The sequence below is a fragment of the Parahaliea aestuarii genome (genome assembly GCF_008064635.1).
Lineage (GTDB): Bacteria > Pseudomonadota > Gammaproteobacteria > Pseudomonadales > Halieaceae > Parahaliea > Parahaliea aestuarii.
On sequence record NZ_VRYZ01000002.1, the window covers coordinates 582,247 to 600,740 of the forward strand.

Below are 18,494 nucleotides of genomic sequence, written 5' to 3' on the forward strand. Positions count from 1 at the left end.
AAGCGCTTTTTCTAATACCCCGCAGGCCAGCGCCGGCGAAGGTCTAATCATTGTGGGTGGCGCACTGCCATCGGTCAAGAAAGCTAGCCGGTGTTACGCATGCCAGCAGCGATGCCGGCAAAGGTCACCATAATGGCCTGTTCCAGCAGCGCTTCAGGTTCGGCCCGCTGGCGCTGCAAAAGTTCCGCCTGCAGCACGTTGAGAGGGTCGGTGTAGATATTGCGCAACTGGATGGACTGGCGAATCCAGGGTGAGTCCTCCAGCGGCGCGTCCACTCCATGCAGGGCCAGCACCGTGGCGTTGTCGTGGGCCAGCTGGATGCGCAGATCTTCGCCGATCGGGCGCAGTTCCTGCGGCACAAGGCAGTCATCATAGTGGGCGGACAGACCCACATCGGCCTTGGCAAACACCATTTCCAGCATCGACAGGCGAGTGGCGAAAAAAGGCCAGTTGGCCGCCATTTCCTCCAGTACCCCGCGTTGCCCGCGATCAATGGCTGCTTGCAGCGCCTTGCCCGCGCCCAGCCAGGCCGGCAACATCAAACGGTTCTGCGACCAGGAGAATATCCAGGGAATGGCGCGCAGACTCTCGATGCCGCCGCCCTTCGCCCGCCGCGCGGGACGCGAGCCCAGCGGCAGGCCGGCCAGTTCCTGCTCCGGTGTGGCGTAGCGAAAGTAGGGGACAAACTCCGGCTCGCCGCGCACCACCGCCCGATAGGCTTCACAGGAGTCCTCCGACAGGGCCTCCATCACTTCGCGCCACTCGGGTTTCGGCGCCGGCGGGGTGGACAGGTTGGCGCGGCAGATGGCCGTGGTATAAGTGGCCAGGGTTTTCACTGCCAGCGAGGTCCAGCCCAGCTTGGCGCGAATCATCTCGCCCTGCTCGGTCACCCGCAGGCCATTCTCGAGCGAGCCCGGCGGTTGTGACAGCAGCGCTGCGTGGGCCGGTGCGCCGCCGCGGCCGATGGTACCGCCACGGCCGTGGAACAGGGTCAGCTTCACACTGTGCTCGTCGCAGATAGCCAGCAATTCTTCCTGGGCCCGGTACTGGGCCCAGGAAGCGGCCAGCACACCGGCGTCCTTGGCCGAGTCCGAGTAGCCGATCATCACCATCAGGCGGCCATCGATATGGCCCCGATACCAGGCGTTATCCAGCAGGCTGGCGATCACTTCCCGCGCCCGCGACAGGTCATCCAGGGTTTCAAACAGTGGCGCTACCGGCAGGTCGAAGGGACAGCCGGTCTCCCGCAGCAACAGGTGTACAGCGAGAATGTCCGAGGCCTGACGTGCCATGGAGATGACGTAGGCACCCAGGGAATCTTGCGGCTGGCGCGCCACCACTTCGCAGGTGGCCAGCACTTCCGCGGCGTCCTCCGAGGGCTGCCAGCGGACAGGAATCAGCGGCCGGCGACTGGACAGTTCCTGCAGCAGGAAGGCGCAGCGGGCTTTTTCATCCCACTCGGCATAGTCACCGAGACCGAGGTAGCTGGTCAGCTCCGACAGCACCTGGGTGTGGCGGGCGCTGTCCTGGCGAATGTCGTGCCGCACCAGGTGTACGCCGAAACAGCGCACCCGGCGCAACAGGTCGAGCAGGCCGGCGTTGGCAATGGCGTCCATGCCGCACTCGAGCATGGAGTCGTAGCAGGCCTTCAGGGGTTTCCAAAGGGCTGCTTCATCCAGCGGCGCCAGGTCGCCGCGGCCGCCATTGGCCAGCACTGCTTCGATAGCCGCCAGATGCCCACGCAGTTCGCTGCGCAGTTCTCGCAGCACCGCCCGGTAGGGCTCGTGGGCAGCGCCGGACAGGGCTCGCAGGTGTTCATTGCAGTGGGTCATGGACAGCTCTTCCACCAGCTGTTCCACATCCTTCAGATAGAGGTCGGTGGCCTGCCAGCGGCTCAGCCACATCACCTCGGCGGTCACCTCGTGGGTGACATTGGGGTTACCGTCGCGGTCGCCGCCAATCCAGGACACAAACTGTACCGGCGCCGCCTGCAGCGGCAGGCCCTGGCCGCAGGCCTCCTGCAGAGCGCTGTCCAAACGCCGCAAATACTCGGGTACAGCCCGCCACAGGGAGTCCTCCACTACAGCGAAGCCCCACTTGGCCTCGTCCACCGGGGTCGGACGCTGCAGGCGAAAATCGTCGCCGTACCAGATCTGGGCGATCAGCTCCCTGAGCCGGGTGTGCAGGCGCTGCTGTTCGCGCTCGGTCAGGCCGCCCAGTTCGAGCTGGGACAGGCAGCGACCGATCTCCGTGTGCTTGTGGATCAGGGTGCGGCGCATGATCTCGGTGGGGTGGGCGGTGAGCACCAGTTCGATGCGCAGTTTATCGATGGTGTCGACCAGCTGCTCCCGCGAAACACCCTCTTCGGTCAGCTCCGCCAGCGTGGAAGACAGGGCGCGCGAGGCAGAGAACAGCGGATCCATCTGCCGCGACACCGTGTGGTGCTGGTCGGCGATATTGGCGAGGTTGAGAAACTGGCAGAAGGCGCGGGCCACTGGCACCAGCTGGGCGTTGTCGAGGTTGCGCAACACCGCCAGCAGCTCTTCGCGCTCGACGCTGGAGTCATCACCCGAGGCGAGCCGGGCGGTTTTGGACAGGCCGCGGATTTTCTCGATCAGGGCGAGAAAGTCATCGCCCTCGGCGTCGGCAATGGTCTCGCCCAGCAGGCGGCCGAGAAAACTGACATTGCTGCGCAGGCCGCTGTAATCCGCCCGCCCCTCTTCACTTTCTACTGCTGTTTCTACAGTTCCCATACCCGGTTCCCTTTACCAGCTACCTACCCGGGAGAGCAGGTCACAGACGCGGCTGGAATAGCCCCATTCATTGTCATACCAGTTAAGCACCCGCAGGTAGCGTCCGCCAGTCACGGCGCTAAAGCCCGAATCGTAGATCGACGAGTGCGAGTTGCCGATGATATCGGAAGATACGATCGGCTGGTCGCTGAACTGCAAAATACCGCGGAGACGCTCCGATACGGCCGCCTCGCGCACCACCTGGTGTACATCGTCGACACTGACGGACCTGCCCAGCTTGACGAAGAGATCCACCACCGAACCGTCCGGCACCGGCACCCGGGCGGCAATGCCGTGCAATTTGCCCTGCAATTGCGGCAGTACCTCACCCACGGCCTTGGCGGCGCCGGTGGAGGTGGGAATGATGTTCTCGGCGGCAGCGCGACTGCGGCGCCAGTCCGAGTGGGGCACATCGGCCAGGCGCTGGTCATTGGTGTAGGCATGCACGGTATTGATCACGCCCTCGTCTATACCAAAGGCGTCATTCAATACCCGCGCCATGGGCGCCAGGCAGTTGGTGGTACAGCTGGCATTGGAAATAATACGGTGATCGGCGGTCAACCCGTCCTCGTTCACCCCCAGTACCACGGTGTAATCCACCGGGTCGGCAGCGGGAACGGTGAGCACCACCCGACTGGCACCGGCTTCCAGGTGCTGCTGCAGCTGTGTGCGCTTGCGAAATACGCCGGTGGACTCCACCACGGCATCCACGCCCATTTCGGCCCAGGGCAGGTCGGCGGGATTGCGCTCGCTGAGCAGCTTGACCCGGCTCTTGGGGGTGACGAAATGGCCGTCCTCCAGCTTCAGGCTCTTGCCGAAGGGCCCCATGACGGTGTCGTAATTGAGCAGGTAGCGCAACGCGTCGGGGTCGAACAGGTCATTGATGGCGACGACATCCACCCCCTCGACGTTTTCCAGGATGCGGAATACCGAGCGGCCGATGCGGCCAAAACCATTGATGGCGACTTTCATTTACGCGGCCTCCTGCTTGCGGTCCAGTTCGGCGTAGAGGCGTACCACGTCCAGCAGACGGGCGGCGTGCCCCAGGTTTTCGTACCAGCTGAGGCACTTGATGGTGTGGTCCCCGGCCTTGATGGTACCGACGGCATCGAACAGCAGGGAATGGGGGTTGCCGATCACATCGGACGATACGATCGGATCCTCCGCCACGGCGACCACGCCGGGGTAGCTGCCTGCGGCATCGCGCACCGCCTGGTTAATTGCTTCGGGCGTCACTGCAGGGTCTTTCACCACCAGGTTGAGATCCAGCAGGCAGCCCTCGTGAATGGGCACATTGAGCGCAGCGGTGATGATCTTGCCCTCCATCGCCGGCAGGATATGGCCGAGCCACTGCCCCGCCTCGTGGCTGTTGGGAATGATGTTCTCCGCCGCCGAGCGGCTGCGGCGGAAATCGGAGCCGGCGTAATCCTGCAGCGCCTGGTCAGAGGTATAGGCGTGCACGGTGGTCATACTGCCGCACTCGATTTCAAAACGCTGGGAGAGGATGTGCAGCAACAGGGCCAGCGCCGTGGTAGTGGCGGAGCCAGCCGAGATCATGCGATCCCCGGCGTCGATTGTGTCGCCGTTGATGCCCGGCACTACGATGCGGTCGATACCGTCCAGTGGCAGGGTGCGCAGCAGCACCCGCGGAGCGCCGTTGTCGAGGTGGTCCCGCATCTCCGCCATCGAGCGGTACTTGCCGGTGGAGTCGATCACCGCGTCCACCCCGAACATGTCCCAGGGCATTTCCGCCGGCCGGTCGATGCGCAGCAGGCGCGAACGGAATCGCGGATTGACGAGGAAGTTGCCCTCGAGGGTATGGCGTTCGGGCTCATTGACCTCGGAGCACAGCAGGTAGTGCAGGATGTCGGCATTGCCGATGTCCGCAATCGCCACGACCTCCACATCCTCGCTGCGCGAGGCCAGGTCGTAGATCTGGCGGCCGGTCTGGCCGAAGCCCATGATGCCGACGCGGATGGGCGCGTGTTGTGCCATCGTCGTTTCTCCGTCTCAGTTGTTGTCGGTGGCCATGGCGTCCGCCGCCAGGGTCGCTATCTGGTCCCACTGCCCTGACGCCACCAGTTCCGGCGCCACCATCCAGGAACCGCCGCAGCAGATCACATTGGGCAGGGCCAGGTAGTCGCGGAAGTTATCGGGACTGAGGCCGCCGGTGGGGCAGAAACTGACCTGGGGAAAGGGTCCACCGAGCGCCTTGAGCATGGGAATCCCGCCGAGCGCGCCGGCGGGGAAGAGCTTGAAGGTATCGAGGCCGTAATCGAGGCCGAGCATGATGTCCGAGGGCGAAGCCACGCCGGGCACCAGCCCCACCCCACTCTGCCTGGCCGCCTCCAGCAGGCTGCTGGTCAGGCCCGGGCTGACGGCAAAGTCCGCCCCGGCCGCCATGGCCCTGTCCAGCTCGGTGCCGCTGGTGACGGTACCGGCAGCGATCAGCAGCCCCGGCACTTCCGCCTTGACGGCGGCAATGCCCTCCAGCGCTGCGGGTGTACGCAGGGTCAGCTCCACCGCCGGCATCCCGGCCTCCAGCAGGGTGCGCGACAGGGTCACGGTTTGCGCCACATCCTGCACGGTAATCACCGGCAGCACGCGACAGGGCTTGAGAACGCCCCTCATCTCGGATGACTGCATATCAGCCTCGACCTCAAAAAGTTGTTTTATTACATTTTTGACACTGTAGACCATCACCGCCGGGCTGGCAAGCCGGGAACGGCCGACACCGCAAAATCCGGGCCCGCGATGAAAGAAGGCGAGTAATTATAAAAAATCAGCTAATTAATGCAGAACCGGCATATACCTCCTCCCCGATTTGTCGTCAGCGAGCAATAAACCCGATACTTAACTTGCGCGCCATGATGTTGTTTTATTACATTTAAGATACTGACGAACAGCTGGAACAGCAGACATGAGCCTGATGGCGGAAATGCGCGACGCGGAAGCCCGGCGCAGCAAGGCCGAGCGCAAGTTGATTGACCATATCCTCGGCGAGCCGGAGGCGGTACTGAACACCCCTATCGCCCGCCTCGCCGCGGCGGTCGGGGTGAGCGAACCCACCGTCAACCGCTTTTGCCGCGCCATGGGCGCCAGGGGCTTCCCTGATTTCAAATTACGCCTGGCCGGCGAACTGGCCCGCGCACGACCGAGTATGGCCCGCGACATCGAACCCGGGGACTCCGGCAGTCATGTCGCGGCCAAGATATTCGAGGCCACCGCGGCCAGTCTCAGCAGTGCCCACAACTCCCTGGATACCGGCGCCCTCGAACAGGCGGTGGAAGCCCTTGACCGCGCCCGCGCCATTGCGCTGTGCGGCCTCGGCGCCTCCGCCTCGGTGGCGCTGGACGCCCAGCACAAACTGCTGCGCTTCGATACCCCGGTGGTGGCCCATACCGACATCATCAACCAGCGCATGCTCACCGCCAGCCTGCGGCCCGAAGACTGCCTGCTGTGCATTTCCTACACCGGCCGCACCCGGGCAATTACCGAAGTCGCGCAACTGGCGCGGGACAGCGGTGCCACCGTGATCGGCCTCACCAGTCCCGGCTCTCCGCTGGCGAAAGCCTGCTCCATGGTGCTCGGTGTCGAGGGCGGCGAAGACACCGATCTCTACACCCCCATGACCTCGCGTATCGCCCAGCTGGTCATCATCGACGTGCTGGTCACCACACTCGCCCTGCGCAAGGGCGATGACTTTGCCGACCACCTGGAAGCGGTAAAGCGCAGCGTCGCCGCCACCCGCTCACGTTGAGCGAGCCTGCGCGCAAGCCATCCGGGTCGCATCCCTGTTGCGCCAAAGCGATTCAGCTGCAGCAATTCCCTTGTCTGGCGGGCAATTCCTAGTACCCTTGGCCCTGTCCCGAATCCACGGCAACCGATGGCGATACACCATGCGCACACTGATGACCGTAACCTCCCTGCTGATTTCCACGGCTCTGCTGCTGATCGGCCACGGTATACAGATCACCCTGCTGCCCCTGCGCGGGTCCATTATCGGTTTCTCGGAATTCCAGGTGGGCATGAGCGCCTCCGCCTACTTCCTGGGTTTTGTGGGCGGCGCTCTGGTCATTCCGCGCATCATCGCCAAGGTGGGCCACATCCGCAGTTTCGCGGTGCTGACGGCCATCTTCATTACCGCCCTGCTGGGGCTGGAAATGCTGGACAGCTGGGGCGCATGGCTGGTGCTGCGCTTTATTACCGGCGCGATGATCTGCGGCCTGTACACAGTGATCGAAAGCTGGCTCAACAACCAGGCCACCCCGGAGTCCCGCGGCCAGGTGCTGGCCATCTATACCTTCATCGTGCTGATGTCGATGGCCGCGGGCCAGGGCCTGATTAACGTCGGCCCGGTCAGTGAGGCCACCCCCTTCATGCTGGCGGCAGTGTTCCTGGCCCTCGCCATCGTGCCCGTGGGGCTGACCAGCCGTCTTGCGCCGGCGCCCCTGGAATCCACGAGGATCCGCTTCAGCCTGCTCTACCAGCGCTCCCCTTCGGCTTTCGCCGGGGCCATTCTGTCCGGACTGGTAGTCGGCGGCTTCTGGTCACTGGGGGCGGTCTTCGCACAGCGCTACAGCGCCTCGCTGTCGGATGTGACGCTGTTCATCACTGTCACCATCGCCGGCGGCGCCCTGTTCCAGTACCCCATCGGCTGGCTCTCGGACCGGGTGGACCGGCGCCGGGTGATGCTGTCTCTCTGTCTTTTCGGCGCACTCACCGCCGCCGCAGTGGCCGCCACCGTCGGCACGCCGTGGCATCTGGGGGCTGTGTTCCTGTTTGGCGCCTGTACCATGCCCATGTACGCCATCTCTCTGGCGATGGCGGCGGACAACTCCAGCAGCAGTGAATTTGTGGAAATCGGTACCTCGGTACTGATGTTGAACGCCCTGTGCGCCGCCGCGGCCCCCCTGCTGCTGGGGCAATTGATGACCGCGCTGTCGCCAGTAGCCCTGTTCTGGGCGTCCTCGGCCCTGTGCGCCCTGTTCGCCCTCTACGTGGGCTACCAGTGCACCCGCCGCCGCCAGATCACCGTGGAAGAGCAAACTCCCTTCTCGGCCGCGGGCATGGAAGCCGCGCCAACGGCTTTCGACCTCGACCCGCGGGGGCTGGAGGATGAAGTGGGAGACCTGGTACCGGAAGAGGCCGAGCCGGCAATCTACAGCAGTGACGACGACGAAGAGCAGGCTGCGTCGCAGTCAACAGCGCCGATACGGCTGGGGCCTGAAGACCGGGAGTTCTAGGGGGAGGCTTGCGCCAGCATTTGATCCAGGCAGCTGGCAAACCGTTGCCGGTCCGCCTGGCCGAGGGGCGGCGCGCCCCCGGTTTCCACACCGGTGTCGCGCAGGGTCGCCATAAAGTCGCGCATATTGAGGCGGGCGCGGATGTTGTCGGCGGTATAGCGCTCACCCCGGGGGCTGAGGCCGCTGGCGCCCCTTGCCACCACTTCCGCCGCCAGCGGGATATCCGCGGTGATCACCAGATCACCTTCCTCGGCGCGCTCGACAATCAGGTTGTCCGCCACATCGAAGCCCCGCTCCACCTGCACAAAGCGAATGTTGGGCGCCTTCGGCACCTGCATGGCGTGGTTGGCCACCAAGGTCAGGCCGATGCCGGTGCGCTGGGCGGCGCGGAACAGGATCTCCTTGATCGCCCCCGGGCACGCGTCCGCATCCACCCAGATATGCACCGCGTCAATCCGCCTGCCAGTGAATCAGCAGCTGCTTCTGTTCCGCCGACTGCCGCGCCAGTTTTTCGGCCAGTTCGCCAAAGCGCGCCTCCACCTGGTCGCGACGGATTTTCATGGTCGGGGTGAGAATGCCATTGTCGATGTTCCAGGGCTCGCCGCTGAGAATCACCGCGCCGATGCGGGCGTGGTGCTCCACCGTGTCGTTCACGCTGTCCACCATGTCGCGCACCGAAGCCTCCACCTCCTCCCGCGGCAGCGACTTCGCCTCCTCGGTGACCACGGCCACCATCACCGTTTTCGAATAGCCCCGCCCCAGCAGGCACTGCTGTTCGGTGTGGGGGTTTTTGGCGAAGGCGCCTTCGATGGGCGGCGGCGCCACGAACTTGCCCTGGATGGTCTTGAAGTAGTCCTTCACCCGGCCGGTGATGTAGATAAAGCCGTCCTCGTCCACTCGCGCTTTGTCGCCGGTATGCAGCCAGCCATCGCGCAGCAGCTCCGCGGTTTTCGCCGGATCCTTGTAGTACCCGGGGGTATTGCCCTCGGAGCGCACCACCAGTTCGCCCTCATCGGTGATGCGGTACTCGACACCGGGCAGGGGTTTGCCCACCGAGCCGATACGCCGGGAGTCGTGCCCGCTGACTATGAGGCCCATCGCTTCGGTCTGGCCGAAGCCCTCCATCAGGGTCAGGCCCAACTCGCCGAACCAGTGAATCAGCGGTGGCGGCGTTGGCGCGGCGGCGGTAAGGCAGTAGCGCACCTCGTCCAGCCCCATGGTTTGCACCACCAGTTGGCCGGTGCCCTCGCGGTCGGCGGCCAGCGCCGCGTCCAGCGCCGCCTGGCCACCGAACTTGCCGATCACAGCCTGCTGGAACTGCTCCCAGATCCGCGGTGGGCCAAAGAAAATATGCGGGCGGGTCTGCTGCAGCTCGGGCAGCAGGTTCTCCAGGCCACTGTTAAAGGTCACTTCGCCACAGACTACCAGGGAGGAGAACTCCACGATCTGGCGCTCGGCGATGTGGGACAGGGGCAGATAGGAAAAGTAGCGGGTGCCGTCTTCGGCGCCAAAGGTGGTGGTAAAGCGGCGAATGGGAATGAGATTGCTCTCGTGGGTCTGCATCACCCCCTTGGGCTTGCCGGTGGTGCCGGAGGTGAATACCAGCGACATCAAATCATCCGGCCGGCAGGGGTAATCGGGCCGGCGGCCGGCGGCGCTGGCCAGCAGGTCCTCCCATTTCAGGTGCTCCTGCGCCAGCTCGACCCCCGGCAGCGCCACCAGCACCACACCCTCGGGCAGCACCGTGCTCACCGCCTCCCAGTTGCCGGCCGCGCCGACAAACACCACCTTCACTTCGGCAAAGTCGAGAATATAACCGGCGGTATCCGGCGGCAGGGTGGTAAACAGGCCCACCGTCACGTTACCCGAGGCGATAACGGCCATGTCGGCGAGAAACCAGTGGGGACCATTGGGCGCGAGAATGGCCATGCTCACACCGCTGCCAAAGCGCTCCTCCAGGGCAGCGGCCACCGCCATCGCCTCGTCCCGGGCCTGGGTCCAGGTCCACTCGCGCGCGCTGCCCCCCTCCAGGGTGCGCATCCAGACCGTATCCGGGCGGGTATCGGCCCAGTGATTGAGAAGGGAGGGGATGGTGTCCAGCGACATGGCAGCTCCTGCTTGTGATTATTTGGAAGATGGTGGGGTCGCCAGCAAGACTACCAGAGGCTGTCGCGGCGAATAAGTCTTGGAACCGACAGTTCACTATACCGAATCGGACAGTGCGTCCTTACAGCAGGCAGAAGGTGATGCTGAGGGGAGGCAGCTGTGCCGGCAGCGGCGCCAGCGGGAAGTCGTCCAGGCTGAGGCTGCCCTTGCGCAGCCGCGGGCGCACGCCGTTAATCTTCAGTTTGCGCGCCCCCGGGTGCTTGGCGCTGAGCATGTAACAACCCTCCACCCCGCCGAAGCCGCGCAGACGCAGCGGCAGGGCCTGGCTGTGCAGGTTGATCAACAGCAAAGTGCGCCCCTCCCCGCCCGGCCGGTCGTGCAGGTAGGCTCGCAGGTAGGGGTCTGAACTCTGCACCCGCAGCACTTTTTCCCCCATCAGGCGCCGCCACAGCCAGCTCACCCAGTAGTCCGGGCGCGGCTTGAAGGTGAGCCGGTCGATCATGCCGTAGTCGCCGCCAATAAGCGCCTGGCGCACCATCACCCGCTGCCCCTGCACCGCGCCCTGGCCAAGCTGGTCGGCCCACCAGAAACTCGATGCCCAGCGATCCGACAGAAAGGGCTGGCCACCGCACTGGGCGGAGCCGGTCTCACCGGTCCACAGTTCCGCCCCGGGCTGGAAGCGGTCCCGCAGTCGCGCCAGCTGGGCGCTGTAGCGGGCGAAGTCATCCAGCGCCCGTGGGTCGAGCATGGACTCCAGGCGCGCGCTGCGGGTACGCAGGGGGCTGCGCTCACTCTGGAAGGGATAGTAGTGCCAGTCGACGATATCCAGCGATTGCTGCAGGCTGGCGAGAAAGCGCGGCGTAATACGGGTGAAAGGCCGAAAGGCCTCGCCAAGGCGCGGCCAGAAAGCGCTGCCGGGGCCGGAGATGCGTGCCCCGGGAAAGTACTGTCGCACCAGTGCGGCGAAACGGTCGTAGTCCTGCGCCAAACGCCGCGCCCCGGGCTGGGCGCGCAGGCCGTGGAAGGCCCAGTAGGCATTCAGTTCATTGCCCAGCTCGAACACGTCAATGCGCTGCCCGCGATCGCGGGCGTGCTGCAGCAGGCGCTCCAGTTCGGAGCCGTCCCAGCTGCCGTGTTCGCTGCGCCGGAACAGGCCGTATTTGCAGGTGAAAATCAGGCCGAGGTCGTGGCGGGCGATAAAATCCTGCAGCGCATCCCACTGGGACTGTGTCAGCACCAGCGCATCCTTCTCGCCGGGAGGCGCAGCAAAATAATGGATGCGATCGGCCTCGGAGCCGCCAATGCGCAGATAGGCAGGGCCCAGGGCGGCGGTCAGTCGATTCAGGGATTTGTTGTCCAGCGCCAGCGGCGACACCGGCAGGGTACCGACACCGCGGCGCGCGCGACCGGCCCCCTCCCACCACAGGCCACCGGCGAAAACGGAAATGTCGATGGACCAGGAGAGGTAGCGGGGGTCAACACGGCGCTGGGGGGCGTGGTGCAGGAACAGTACTTCCGCCGCGGCGGGGGCAGCGGCAACTTTTTGCCGGAATGGCCACAGCGACCTCAAGGCAGGCGCTTACCTGCCACCTGTAACGAAAGAAACTGTGCGGCGGTGATGATCATTGTGCCGCAGTATGCGGCACCAATGTGACAGCAATAAAACAGTGGCGCCGGATCGCGATCAGCTGGCGCTGCGATTGCCGCCCTGACTGGCGCCGCCACTACGACCGCGGCCACCGCGACGGCGACCGTTGCCATTGCCGTTGCCGGAGCTATTGCCACCATTGCCGCCATTGCCACTGCGCTGACGGGCCTGCTGGCCGCTGCCGTTCTGGCCCGGACGACCGCCACCGGAGCGGCGGCCGCGATTGGGCTGGCGCGGACCGGTGGGCGCCGGCGGGGTATCCGGAACGGTGTGATCCGGCACGAAGCCTTCCACTTCCTCCCGCGGCAGATTCTGGCGAATCAGCTTTTCGATGTCGCGCAGGTAATCCGCCTCATCGGCACTCACCAGGGAGTAGGCGCGACCGGCTGCGCCGGCGCGGCCGGTGCGACCGATGCGGTGCACATAGTCTTCGGCCACATTGGGCAGGTCGAAGTTCACCACCTGGGGCAGCTGCTCGATATCCAGGCCGCGGGCGGCGATATCGGTGGCCACCAGGGCCTGCACCTTGCCCAGCTTGAAATCGCCCAGGGCGCGGGTGCGGGCATTCTGGCTCTTGTTGCCATGAATGGCCGCGGCCGGAATACCGGACTTCTCCAGCTGCTGGCTTAGGCGGTTGGCGCCGTGCTTGGTGCGGGTAAACACCAGTACCTGGCTCCAGTCGTTGGCCTTGACCAGGTAGCTGAGCAGGGCCGGCTTTTGCTTCTTGTCCACCGGATAGACCCACTGCTCGACGGTGTCGGCGGTGGCATTGGCGGGGGACACTTCCACCTTCACCGGGTTATTCAGGTAACCGCCTGCCAGGCGGGTGATCTCGCCGGAGAAGGTGGCGGAGAACATCAGGGTCTGGCGCTTTTCGGGCAGCAGTCGCACCACCCGGCGGATGTCGTGGATAAAGCCCATATCGAGCATGCGATCGGCTTCGTCCAGTACCAGGATTTCCAGCGCGCTGAAGTCCACCGCGCCCTGGCCCTGCAGGTCCAGCAGGCGACCGGGCGTGGCCACCAGCACGTCGACACCGCGCGACAGGCGGTCGATCTGGGGATTGATTTTCACGCCGCCGAACACGCAGGCAGAGCGCAGATCGAGGTAGCGGCTGTATTCCGTCACATTTTCGTGCACCTGGGCAGCCAGCTCGCGGGTGGGGGTCAGCACCAGGGCGCGGCAGCCGCGTTTCGGAGCGCGCGCGCCGCCGGACAGGTTCTGCAACAGGGGCAGGGTAAAGGCGGCGGTCTTGCCGGTGCCGGTCTGGGCGGCGGCCATGACGTCGCGTCCGGCCAGCACCTGGGGGATGGCCTTGGACTGGACGGGGGAAGGTGTGTTGTAGCCCTGATCGGCAATAGCACGCAGCAGGGCCTCGGACAGGCCGAGGTCTTGGAAGCTCATAGTCAACGTTCTCGAATTACAGGAAGGGAAGGCTGACAAGAGACTCTGGCACTGTCAGCGGGTGCGAAGGGCGCTGACTATACGCGATTCGGCTGTGGTTGCAAGGTGAGTTTGTCAGTACATTCCGCCGCGCACCCGGCACCAGGAGTCCTTCCGGGACACGCCGTGAACCCATCCATGGGGGCTCTTCAGCGGCCATCCGGGCCGCTGACGGTCCCGGAAGGACTCCTGGCACCTGACACGCTACACCGCAGGCATTTATGGCCCACGCATTCTTCAACTGTCAGATTAGCCACCAACCAGCTCGAATTCACCAAGCAGTGCCGCGTGGTCCGACAGCGCCCGCCAACTCCCCTCCCCCAGACAGGCGCAGGAAACCGGGCGCAGACCGCGGTAGTAGATGCGATCCACCGGGAACACCGGCGCCCACACCGGAAAAGTGCGGGCGTGGCGACCGGTCATGTGGACAAACAGCTCGGTCAGGCCGAGATCACTGCGCAGGTGGCGCTCGGCCTGCATGCGCCAGTCGTTGAAATCGCCGGCAATGATCATCGGCTCGTCCCGGGGCACGTGCTCCTCGATGCGCTCTACCAGTGTGCGGATCTGGGCCCGGCGCTCGCGCTCAAGCAGGCCCAGGTGGACGCACAGTACGTGCACCGGCTTGTCGAAGTGCGGCACGTCGATAACGCCGTGCAGGATACTGCGCGAGGAGCGCGGGAACAGGGCGACGTCGATGTTCTCCCAGCGCGTGAAGGGGTACATGCTGAGTATCGCATTGCCGTGATCGCCCTTGCGGTAGATGGCGTTGCAGCCGTAGGCGAAGTGGGGCCAGGCCTGGTCCGCCAGGTACTCGAAATGGGGCTGGTCGGGATAGGAGGCGCGGCGGCGTTTGCGTGCGCTTTTTTCGGCGTAGCCGTGAATTTCCTGCAGGAAGACCACGTCGGCGCCGGTCTCATTGATACGCTCGCGCATGGATTGCAGCATAAAGCGGCGATTGCCGGCGCAGTATCCCTTGTGCACGTTGTAGGTGAGGATGTGCAGGCGGGGCGGGGTTGCGATTGCGCCGCCGGTCGATTTTCCGGCTTCCCCGGTTTCCGGCTGGCCAGCACCCGCGCCTGTCCTGCCTGCCTCCCGCGACTCCATCTGTTACAACACTCCCTGCACAGCAGTAAAAAGCGGCCAACACTATAGCCCAGTCCGCCGCGGGATTGGACAGCGCGGCTGGGGATAGCACAAAAATAAACCAGTGGCGCTCTTCACTCTCCCCCTCTGCCGCCGGGACTTGCCTCCTACCTGCACGCAGGTAGACTGGCGAGCGACCAGTATGCGCTGCCATCGCCAACTTGGCAGCGACAGCGAACAGCAACCAACACAGCGGCGCGCCCGCCGACGCCCCAGGGAGACCCACATGGCCACAACTCAACCCAGCCCTCTCAGCCCCGTCATCATCACCGGCGGTGCCTCCGGCATCGGCCGCGCCTGCGCCGAATTGCTGGCGGAAGCCGGTCGCCCGGTCGCCATCTGGGATCTGGATGCCGGTGCTGCAGAGGCACTGGCAGAGGCAATTGCCCAAGAGCACGGTGTGCAGACCCTCGGTCTGGCGGTGGATGTCGGCAACCTCGACGCCATCCGCAGTGGCGTGGAAGCCAGCCGCAATGCCCTCGGCACCCTGGGCGGGCTGGTGCACGCCGCCGGCGTCAGTGGCGTTTCCACCATCGAGCAATTGACCGAAGAAACCTGGCAGCGCGTGCTGGACATCAACCTGCGCGCCCAGCCCTTCATCATCCAGGCTATGCTGGACGACCTGAAGGCCAGCCCCGGCAGCGCCGTCGTCGGCATCGCCTCCATCAATGCCACCCAGGGCAACGCCCTCAACCCCACCTACAGCGCCACCAAGGGCGGCATGCTGGCGATGAACCGCGCGCTGGCGGACGAACTCGCCAACTACGGTGTGCGCATCAATTCGGTATCTCCGGGACAGATTGCCACCCCCATGCTGCTGAGCGGCCTGGAGCACGCCCCCGGCCAGAAGGAAGCCTTCGAGCGTCGCATTCTGCTGGGGCGATTGGGTGAGCCGCGGGAAGTGGCCACGGCGGTGCGCTTCCTGATGTCAGACGAGGCCAGCTATATCACCGCCACCGAGCTGGTGGTGGACGGCGGCAACCTCTCCTCACAGCGCGGGTAACTACGCAGGCCCGCTACAGCGCGGCGGCCTGCTCTGCCAGCGGCACCATGCGGTCCACGCTGAAGGCCTCCATGGCGGCGGCGATGCGTTCGCCGTCCGTGTGGCAGGTATCGGCAATGACATCGGCCTTTTTCAGGCGGCCGATAAGTCCCTCCTGGTTGGCCACCTGGATGGACAGGCCAGGACGGGCATTCAATTCCAGCAACATCGGGCCGCGCACCCGGTCCAGCACGATGTCCGCGCCGAGATAGCCGAGGCCGCACATCTCGGCGCAACCGGCCGCCAGTTCGAGAATCTTCTGCCACTGGGGGATTTTCAGCTCGGTAAACAGGGCGCCGGTATCGGGGTGATGGGTGACCAGGCGCCCCTGTTGCACCGCCGCCACCGGCCGGCCGCTGCCGATATCGATGCCCACCCCCACTGCGCCCTGGTGCAGGTTGGCCTTGCCGTCGGAGGCGTGGGTGGCGCAGCGGATCATGGCCATCACCGGCACACCGCGGTAAACGATCACCCGGATGTCGGGTACACCCTCGTGGCTGTAGGGTGCCATCACCGGGTCAAAATCCAGCAACGCCTCGATCATGGCCTGGTCGTTGCGACCGCCGAGGCTGTAGAGACCGGCGAGAATATTGGAGGCGTGGCGACGCAGGGCATCGGCATCGATCACCACGCCGGAGGACTTTACAAAACCCTGCCCCTCGCGCCCCACGATCACCAGGATGCCCTTGCCGCCGGAGCCCTGCACCGGCTTGATCACGAAGCTCTCGCGTTCCACCAGTTCCTCGACCATATCGTTAATTTCGAACTGGTATTCAATCACGCCATAAAGCTCTGGCGTGGGTACACCTCGATCCAGGGCGGCGTGCTTGGTGAGGAGTTTGTCATCGACCAGGCGGTAGTTGCGGCGGTCGTTGCAGCGCCCGATATAGCCCACGTTGCGGCGGTTCATGCCGAGAATGCCGAGCTTGCGCAATGTGCGCGGGGAGACCAGGTGAATCACTGGGGCTTCACCATTTCGCGGAAGCGGTACAGCTCGGACAGGCGGTAACCTGTGTATTTACCCAGCAACAACACCACGCCCAGCAGGCTGAACAGCAGCTCGGGGAAGTTGAAGGTCAGGTGAGCGACCAGCGGAATCGACATCACAAGGTAGGCCAGCACCGCCACCAGCAGGCTGCCGCCGCCCTGCATCAGCACCTCGTGTCCACCCTCTTCCTCCCACAGGATGGACATCCGCTCCACCGTCCAGGACAGGATGATGATGGGGAAGAAGGTCACTGTGAGGGCCTGGTCTATGCCCGTCTTGTAGGCGATGACCGCCATGGTGGCCATCAGCAGGATGACCACGATAATTACCGCCGACACCCGCGCCACCAGCAACAGGTTGAGGTGGGACAGCCAGGAGCGTATCCACAGGCCGACGCTGACAATCACCAGGAAAATGGCCAGCCCCACCCACAGGGTGGTTTGCATAAAGGCCAGGGCAATCAGCACCGGCATGAAGGTGCCCGACGTTTTCACCCCGATCAACAGCCGCAGCAGCACCACCACGAAGGTCGCTACCGGTATCAGCAGCAGGCCCTTGAAGATGCCCTGCTGTTCCACCGGCAGCGCGTAGATGGAAAAGTCCAGCAGGGCGAACTGCTCGCTCTGCTGCTCCATCGACACCACGGCCTTGGCCGGCAGGTTGTTGCTGACCAGGGCAAACTCCAGTCGCGAATCCCGCGCCCCGACCACCCGCAGCACCGTACCGGGGCCGCGCTGCCAGACCAGGAAATCATCCGGCAGGCCGGCCTCGCCGCTGACCGGGTCCAGCAGGACCCAGCGTTTGCCATCGTGAATTTCGAGCATGGCGCTGAGGGTCTGGCGGCGGCGGCCATCCTCCAGCTGAATACCGCGCACCAGATGAGCCGGGACGCCGGCGAAGGTCATGGCGTCCAGCATCAGTTGCTGGGTGGAGCCTGAGTAACTGTCGATCAGAAAGGCGGTATCCGGGTCGGGCTCATCGCGATTGAGGTCCTGGATCAGCAGCCGGGCCAGGGTTTCAGGCCCAGTGGACTTTTCACGCAGCAACTCCACCAGGCGCTCCATGGCGGTGAGCTGGTCCGCCTGCAGGCGCGGCGGAGATTCCAGTTGGACCGGATAGTCCGGCAGGTTGTCGGCATTGGCGCGGTAGGCCTGAATTTTGTAATAGAGGGTGGTGGGGTGCTCCAGAGTCTGCCGCGTCCAGCGCGCCTCGCGGCGGCCCACCTCGTTTTCCACCGTAAAGCCGAAACCGGAGGAGGCAAAATGCTCGTCCAGCATCACCCAGCCGCCGAGGGCCTGGGGCGTTTTCAGATCCACCTCCACCGGTCCCGAGGCGGGCTTGAAACTGATCTTGGACTCGATCGTCCACACTTCCCGGGATTCGCCCGGCAGCAGCGGTAAACCGAGGCGGGTCGCCTTGTAGAGCGTCAGGCCGAGCCCGAAGATGATGAGGAAGGCGGCCACCAGGCCGATCTTGAGTTTGGAGGCAATCACCGTGCGCTTATCCTAGTTGGCCAGGTAGCGTTGGCCGACATCGACAATGGCGACATCGGTAAGGAAGTTGCGGCCCACCTGCAGGGGGAACTCACTGTTTTCCCGTTCGGCTATGGCCACGTCAATCAGGGAGCGGCTGTCACCGACGCTGAGCCACAGTTGCACGATGTAACGGCGCTCGCTGCCGCCGTCGCGGCGCTTGAGAGTGACACGGCGTTCCACCGCGGCTTCCACTTCAAGGGTGCCCTCCCCCTCGGCGGCGGTCAGTTCAAACATCACATAGCTCTGGCCGTCTTTCTCGAACTGGCGCAGGTTGCTGACATCCAGCGACGTGGTATCCACCCCGGTATCCATGCGCGCGCGCAACTTCAGTCCCGGCGGTTCCACCGTTGCCCACTCTTCCGAGCCATACACCGGCAGGTTCAGTTTGCCGGCGCGGGCAGGCGCTGCCGGCGCCGGTGCCGGCACCGTGCGCGTCACAATCTTTTCCACCACCGGTGGCCCCGGACAGGCCCTGGCGTCACACACCGGGCACTCCTCGACAACAACCGGTGGGCAGGCGGGCGCTTTGGGAGTCTCTCCGGCGACAGGCT

The 18,494-nt window shown here is 64.8% G+C and carries 15 protein-coding genes; 3 read left to right on the forward strand and 12 right to left on the reverse strand.

The window, feature by feature from the left end; translation table 11 throughout:
* Positions 1 to 83: 83 nt before the first annotated feature.
* The 4 genes from ppc to FVW59_RS06810 are packed head-to-tail and all read right to left on the reverse strand — an operon-like array spanning position 84 to position 5,438.
* On the reverse strand, positions 84 to 2,753 hold the full coding sequence (gene ppc / locus FVW59_RS06795) for a phosphoenolpyruvate carboxylase (RefSeq protein WP_148063463.1): 2,670 nt from the start codon (positions 2,751 to 2,753) through the stop codon (positions 84 to 86).
* Positions 2,754 to 2,765: 12 nt separating this feature from the next.
* Positions 2,766 to 3,764 carry a type I glyceraldehyde-3-phosphate dehydrogenase gene (gene gap / locus FVW59_RS06800; RefSeq protein WP_148063464.1) on the reverse strand — a complete coding sequence of 333 codons (999 nt, stop codon included), beginning with the start codon at positions 3,762 to 3,764 and terminating at the stop codon, positions 2,766 to 2,768.
* Positions 3,765 to 4,787, reverse strand: a complete 1,023-nt coding sequence (locus FVW59_RS06805) for a type I glyceraldehyde-3-phosphate dehydrogenase (protein ID WP_148063465.1) — start codon at positions 4,785 to 4,787, stop codon at positions 3,765 to 3,767.
* Between the two features lie 15 nt (positions 4,788 to 4,802).
* Positions 4,803 to 5,438, reverse strand: coding sequence for a bifunctional 4-hydroxy-2-oxoglutarate aldolase/2-dehydro-3-deoxy-phosphogluconate aldolase (locus FVW59_RS06810; RefSeq protein ID WP_187275798.1), 636 nt, complete (start codon positions 5,436 to 5,438; stop codon positions 4,803 to 4,805).
* Between the two features lie 274 nt (positions 5,439 to 5,712).
* Between FVW59_RS06810 and hexR the strand changes: the two genes are divergently transcribed.
* On the forward strand, positions 5,713 to 6,552 hold the full coding sequence (hexR, locus tag FVW59_RS06815) for a transcriptional regulator HexR (RefSeq protein WP_148063466.1): 840 nt from the start codon (positions 5,713 to 5,715) through the stop codon (positions 6,550 to 6,552).
* Positions 6,553 to 6,691: 139 nt separating this feature from the next.
* Positions 6,692 to 8,038, forward strand: coding sequence for an MFS transporter (locus FVW59_RS06820; RefSeq protein ID WP_148063467.1), 1,347 nt, complete (start codon positions 6,692 to 6,694; stop codon positions 8,036 to 8,038).
* On the opposite strand, the gene FVW59_RS06825 is transcribed toward FVW59_RS06820, so the two are convergent.
* The 5 genes from FVW59_RS06825 to FVW59_RS06845 form a co-directional block, all read right to left on the reverse strand.
* Complete coding sequence (locus FVW59_RS06825) at positions 8,035 to 8,484, reverse strand: YaiI/YqxD family protein (RefSeq protein ID WP_148063468.1); 450 nt, start codon at positions 8,482 to 8,484, stop codon at positions 8,035 to 8,037. The two genes, FVW59_RS06820 and FVW59_RS06825, sit on opposite strands and share 4 nt — an antisense overlap.
* 4 nt (positions 8,485 to 8,488) lie before the next feature.
* Positions 8,489 to 10,144, reverse strand: coding sequence for an AMP-binding protein (locus FVW59_RS06830; RefSeq protein ID WP_148063469.1), 1,656 nt, complete (start codon positions 10,142 to 10,144; stop codon positions 8,489 to 8,491).
* A 121-nt stretch (positions 10,145 to 10,265) separates the two neighbouring features.
* A complete protein-coding gene (locus tag FVW59_RS06835) occupies positions 10,266 to 11,714 on the reverse strand; it encodes a glycosyl hydrolase family 79 N-terminal domain-containing protein (RefSeq protein WP_246139658.1) in 1,449 nt (482 codons plus the stop codon).
* Between the two features lie 114 nt (positions 11,715 to 11,828).
* Positions 11,829 to 13,196, reverse strand: a complete 1,368-nt coding sequence (locus FVW59_RS06840; RefSeq protein ID WP_148063470.1) for a DEAD/DEAH box helicase — start codon at positions 13,194 to 13,196, stop codon at positions 11,829 to 11,831.
* Positions 13,197 to 13,484: 288 nt separating this feature from the next.
* A complete protein-coding gene (locus tag FVW59_RS06845; RefSeq protein ID WP_148063471.1) occupies positions 13,485 to 14,339 on the reverse strand; it encodes an endonuclease/exonuclease/phosphatase family protein in 855 nt (284 codons plus the stop codon).
* A gap of 265 nt (positions 14,340 to 14,604) precedes the next feature.
* Between FVW59_RS06845 and FVW59_RS06850 the strand changes: the two genes are divergently transcribed.
* On the forward strand, positions 14,605 to 15,381 hold the full coding sequence (locus FVW59_RS06850; RefSeq protein ID WP_148063472.1) for an SDR family NAD(P)-dependent oxidoreductase: 777 nt from the start codon (positions 14,605 to 14,607) through the stop codon (positions 15,379 to 15,381).
* Positions 15,382 to 15,394: 13 nt separating this feature from the next.
* Here the strand turns inward: FVW59_RS06850 and FVW59_RS06855 are convergent, their stop codons facing one another.
* The 3 genes from FVW59_RS06855 to FVW59_RS06865 are packed head-to-tail and all read right to left on the reverse strand — an operon-like array spanning position 15,395 to position 18,429.
* A complete protein-coding gene (locus FVW59_RS06855) occupies positions 15,395 to 16,378 on the reverse strand; it encodes an alpha-L-glutamate ligase-like protein (RefSeq protein ID WP_148063583.1) in 984 nt (327 codons plus the stop codon).
* The gene (locus FVW59_RS06860; protein ID WP_187275800.1) at positions 16,378 to 17,901 is read right to left on the reverse strand and encodes an inactive transglutaminase family protein; all 1,524 of its coding nucleotides are present in this window, start codon (positions 17,899 to 17,901) and stop codon (positions 16,378 to 16,380) included. The genes FVW59_RS06855 and FVW59_RS06860 overlap by 1 nt, the downstream gene beginning before the upstream one ends.
* Positions 17,902 to 17,913: 12 nt before the next feature.
* Positions 17,914 to 18,429 carry an ATP-dependent zinc protease family protein gene (locus FVW59_RS06865; protein ID WP_187275801.1) on the reverse strand — a complete coding sequence of 172 codons (516 nt, stop codon included), beginning with the start codon at positions 18,427 to 18,429 and terminating at the stop codon, positions 17,914 to 17,916.
* Between the last annotated feature and the right edge of the window lie 65 nt (positions 18,430 to 18,494).

What these genes read in the sequence shown, in the direction of transcription:
- ppc (WP_148063463.1), bottom strand. Translation starts at nt 2,753, where the DNA reads ATGGGAACTGTAGAAACAGCAGTAGAAAGTGAAGAGGGGCGGGCGGAT.
- gap (WP_148063464.1), bottom strand. Translation starts at nt 3,764, where the DNA reads ATGAAAGTCGCCATCAATGGTTTTGGCCGCATCGGCCGCTCGGTATTC.
- FVW59_RS06805 (WP_148063465.1), bottom strand. Translation starts at nt 4,787, where the DNA reads ATGGCACAACACGCGCCCATCCGCGTCGGCATCATGGGCTTCGGCCAG.
- FVW59_RS06810 (WP_187275798.1), bottom strand. Translation starts at nt 5,438, where the DNA reads ATGCAGTCATCCGAGATGAGGGGCGTTCTCAAGCCCTGTCGCGTGCTG.
- hexR (WP_148063466.1), top strand. Translation starts at nt 5,713, where the DNA reads ATGAGCCTGATGGCGGAAATGCGCGACGCGGAAGCCCGGCGCAGCAAG.
- FVW59_RS06820 (WP_148063467.1), top strand. Translation starts at nt 6,692, where the DNA reads ATGCGCACACTGATGACCGTAACCTCCCTGCTGATTTCCACGGCTCTG.
- FVW59_RS06830 (WP_148063469.1), bottom strand. Translation starts at nt 10,144, where the DNA reads ATGTCGCTGGACACCATCCCCTCCCTTCTCAATCACTGGGCCGATACC.
- FVW59_RS06840 (WP_148063470.1), bottom strand. Translation starts at nt 13,196, where the DNA reads ATGAGCTTCCAAGACCTCGGCCTGTCCGAGGCCCTGCTGCGTGCTATT.
- FVW59_RS06845 (WP_148063471.1), bottom strand. Translation starts at nt 14,339, where the DNA reads ATGGAGTCGCGGGAGGCAGGCAGGACAGGCGCGGGTGCTGGCCAGCCG.
- FVW59_RS06850 (WP_148063472.1), top strand. Translation starts at nt 14,605, where the DNA reads ATGGCCACAACTCAACCCAGCCCTCTCAGCCCCGTCATCATCACCGGC.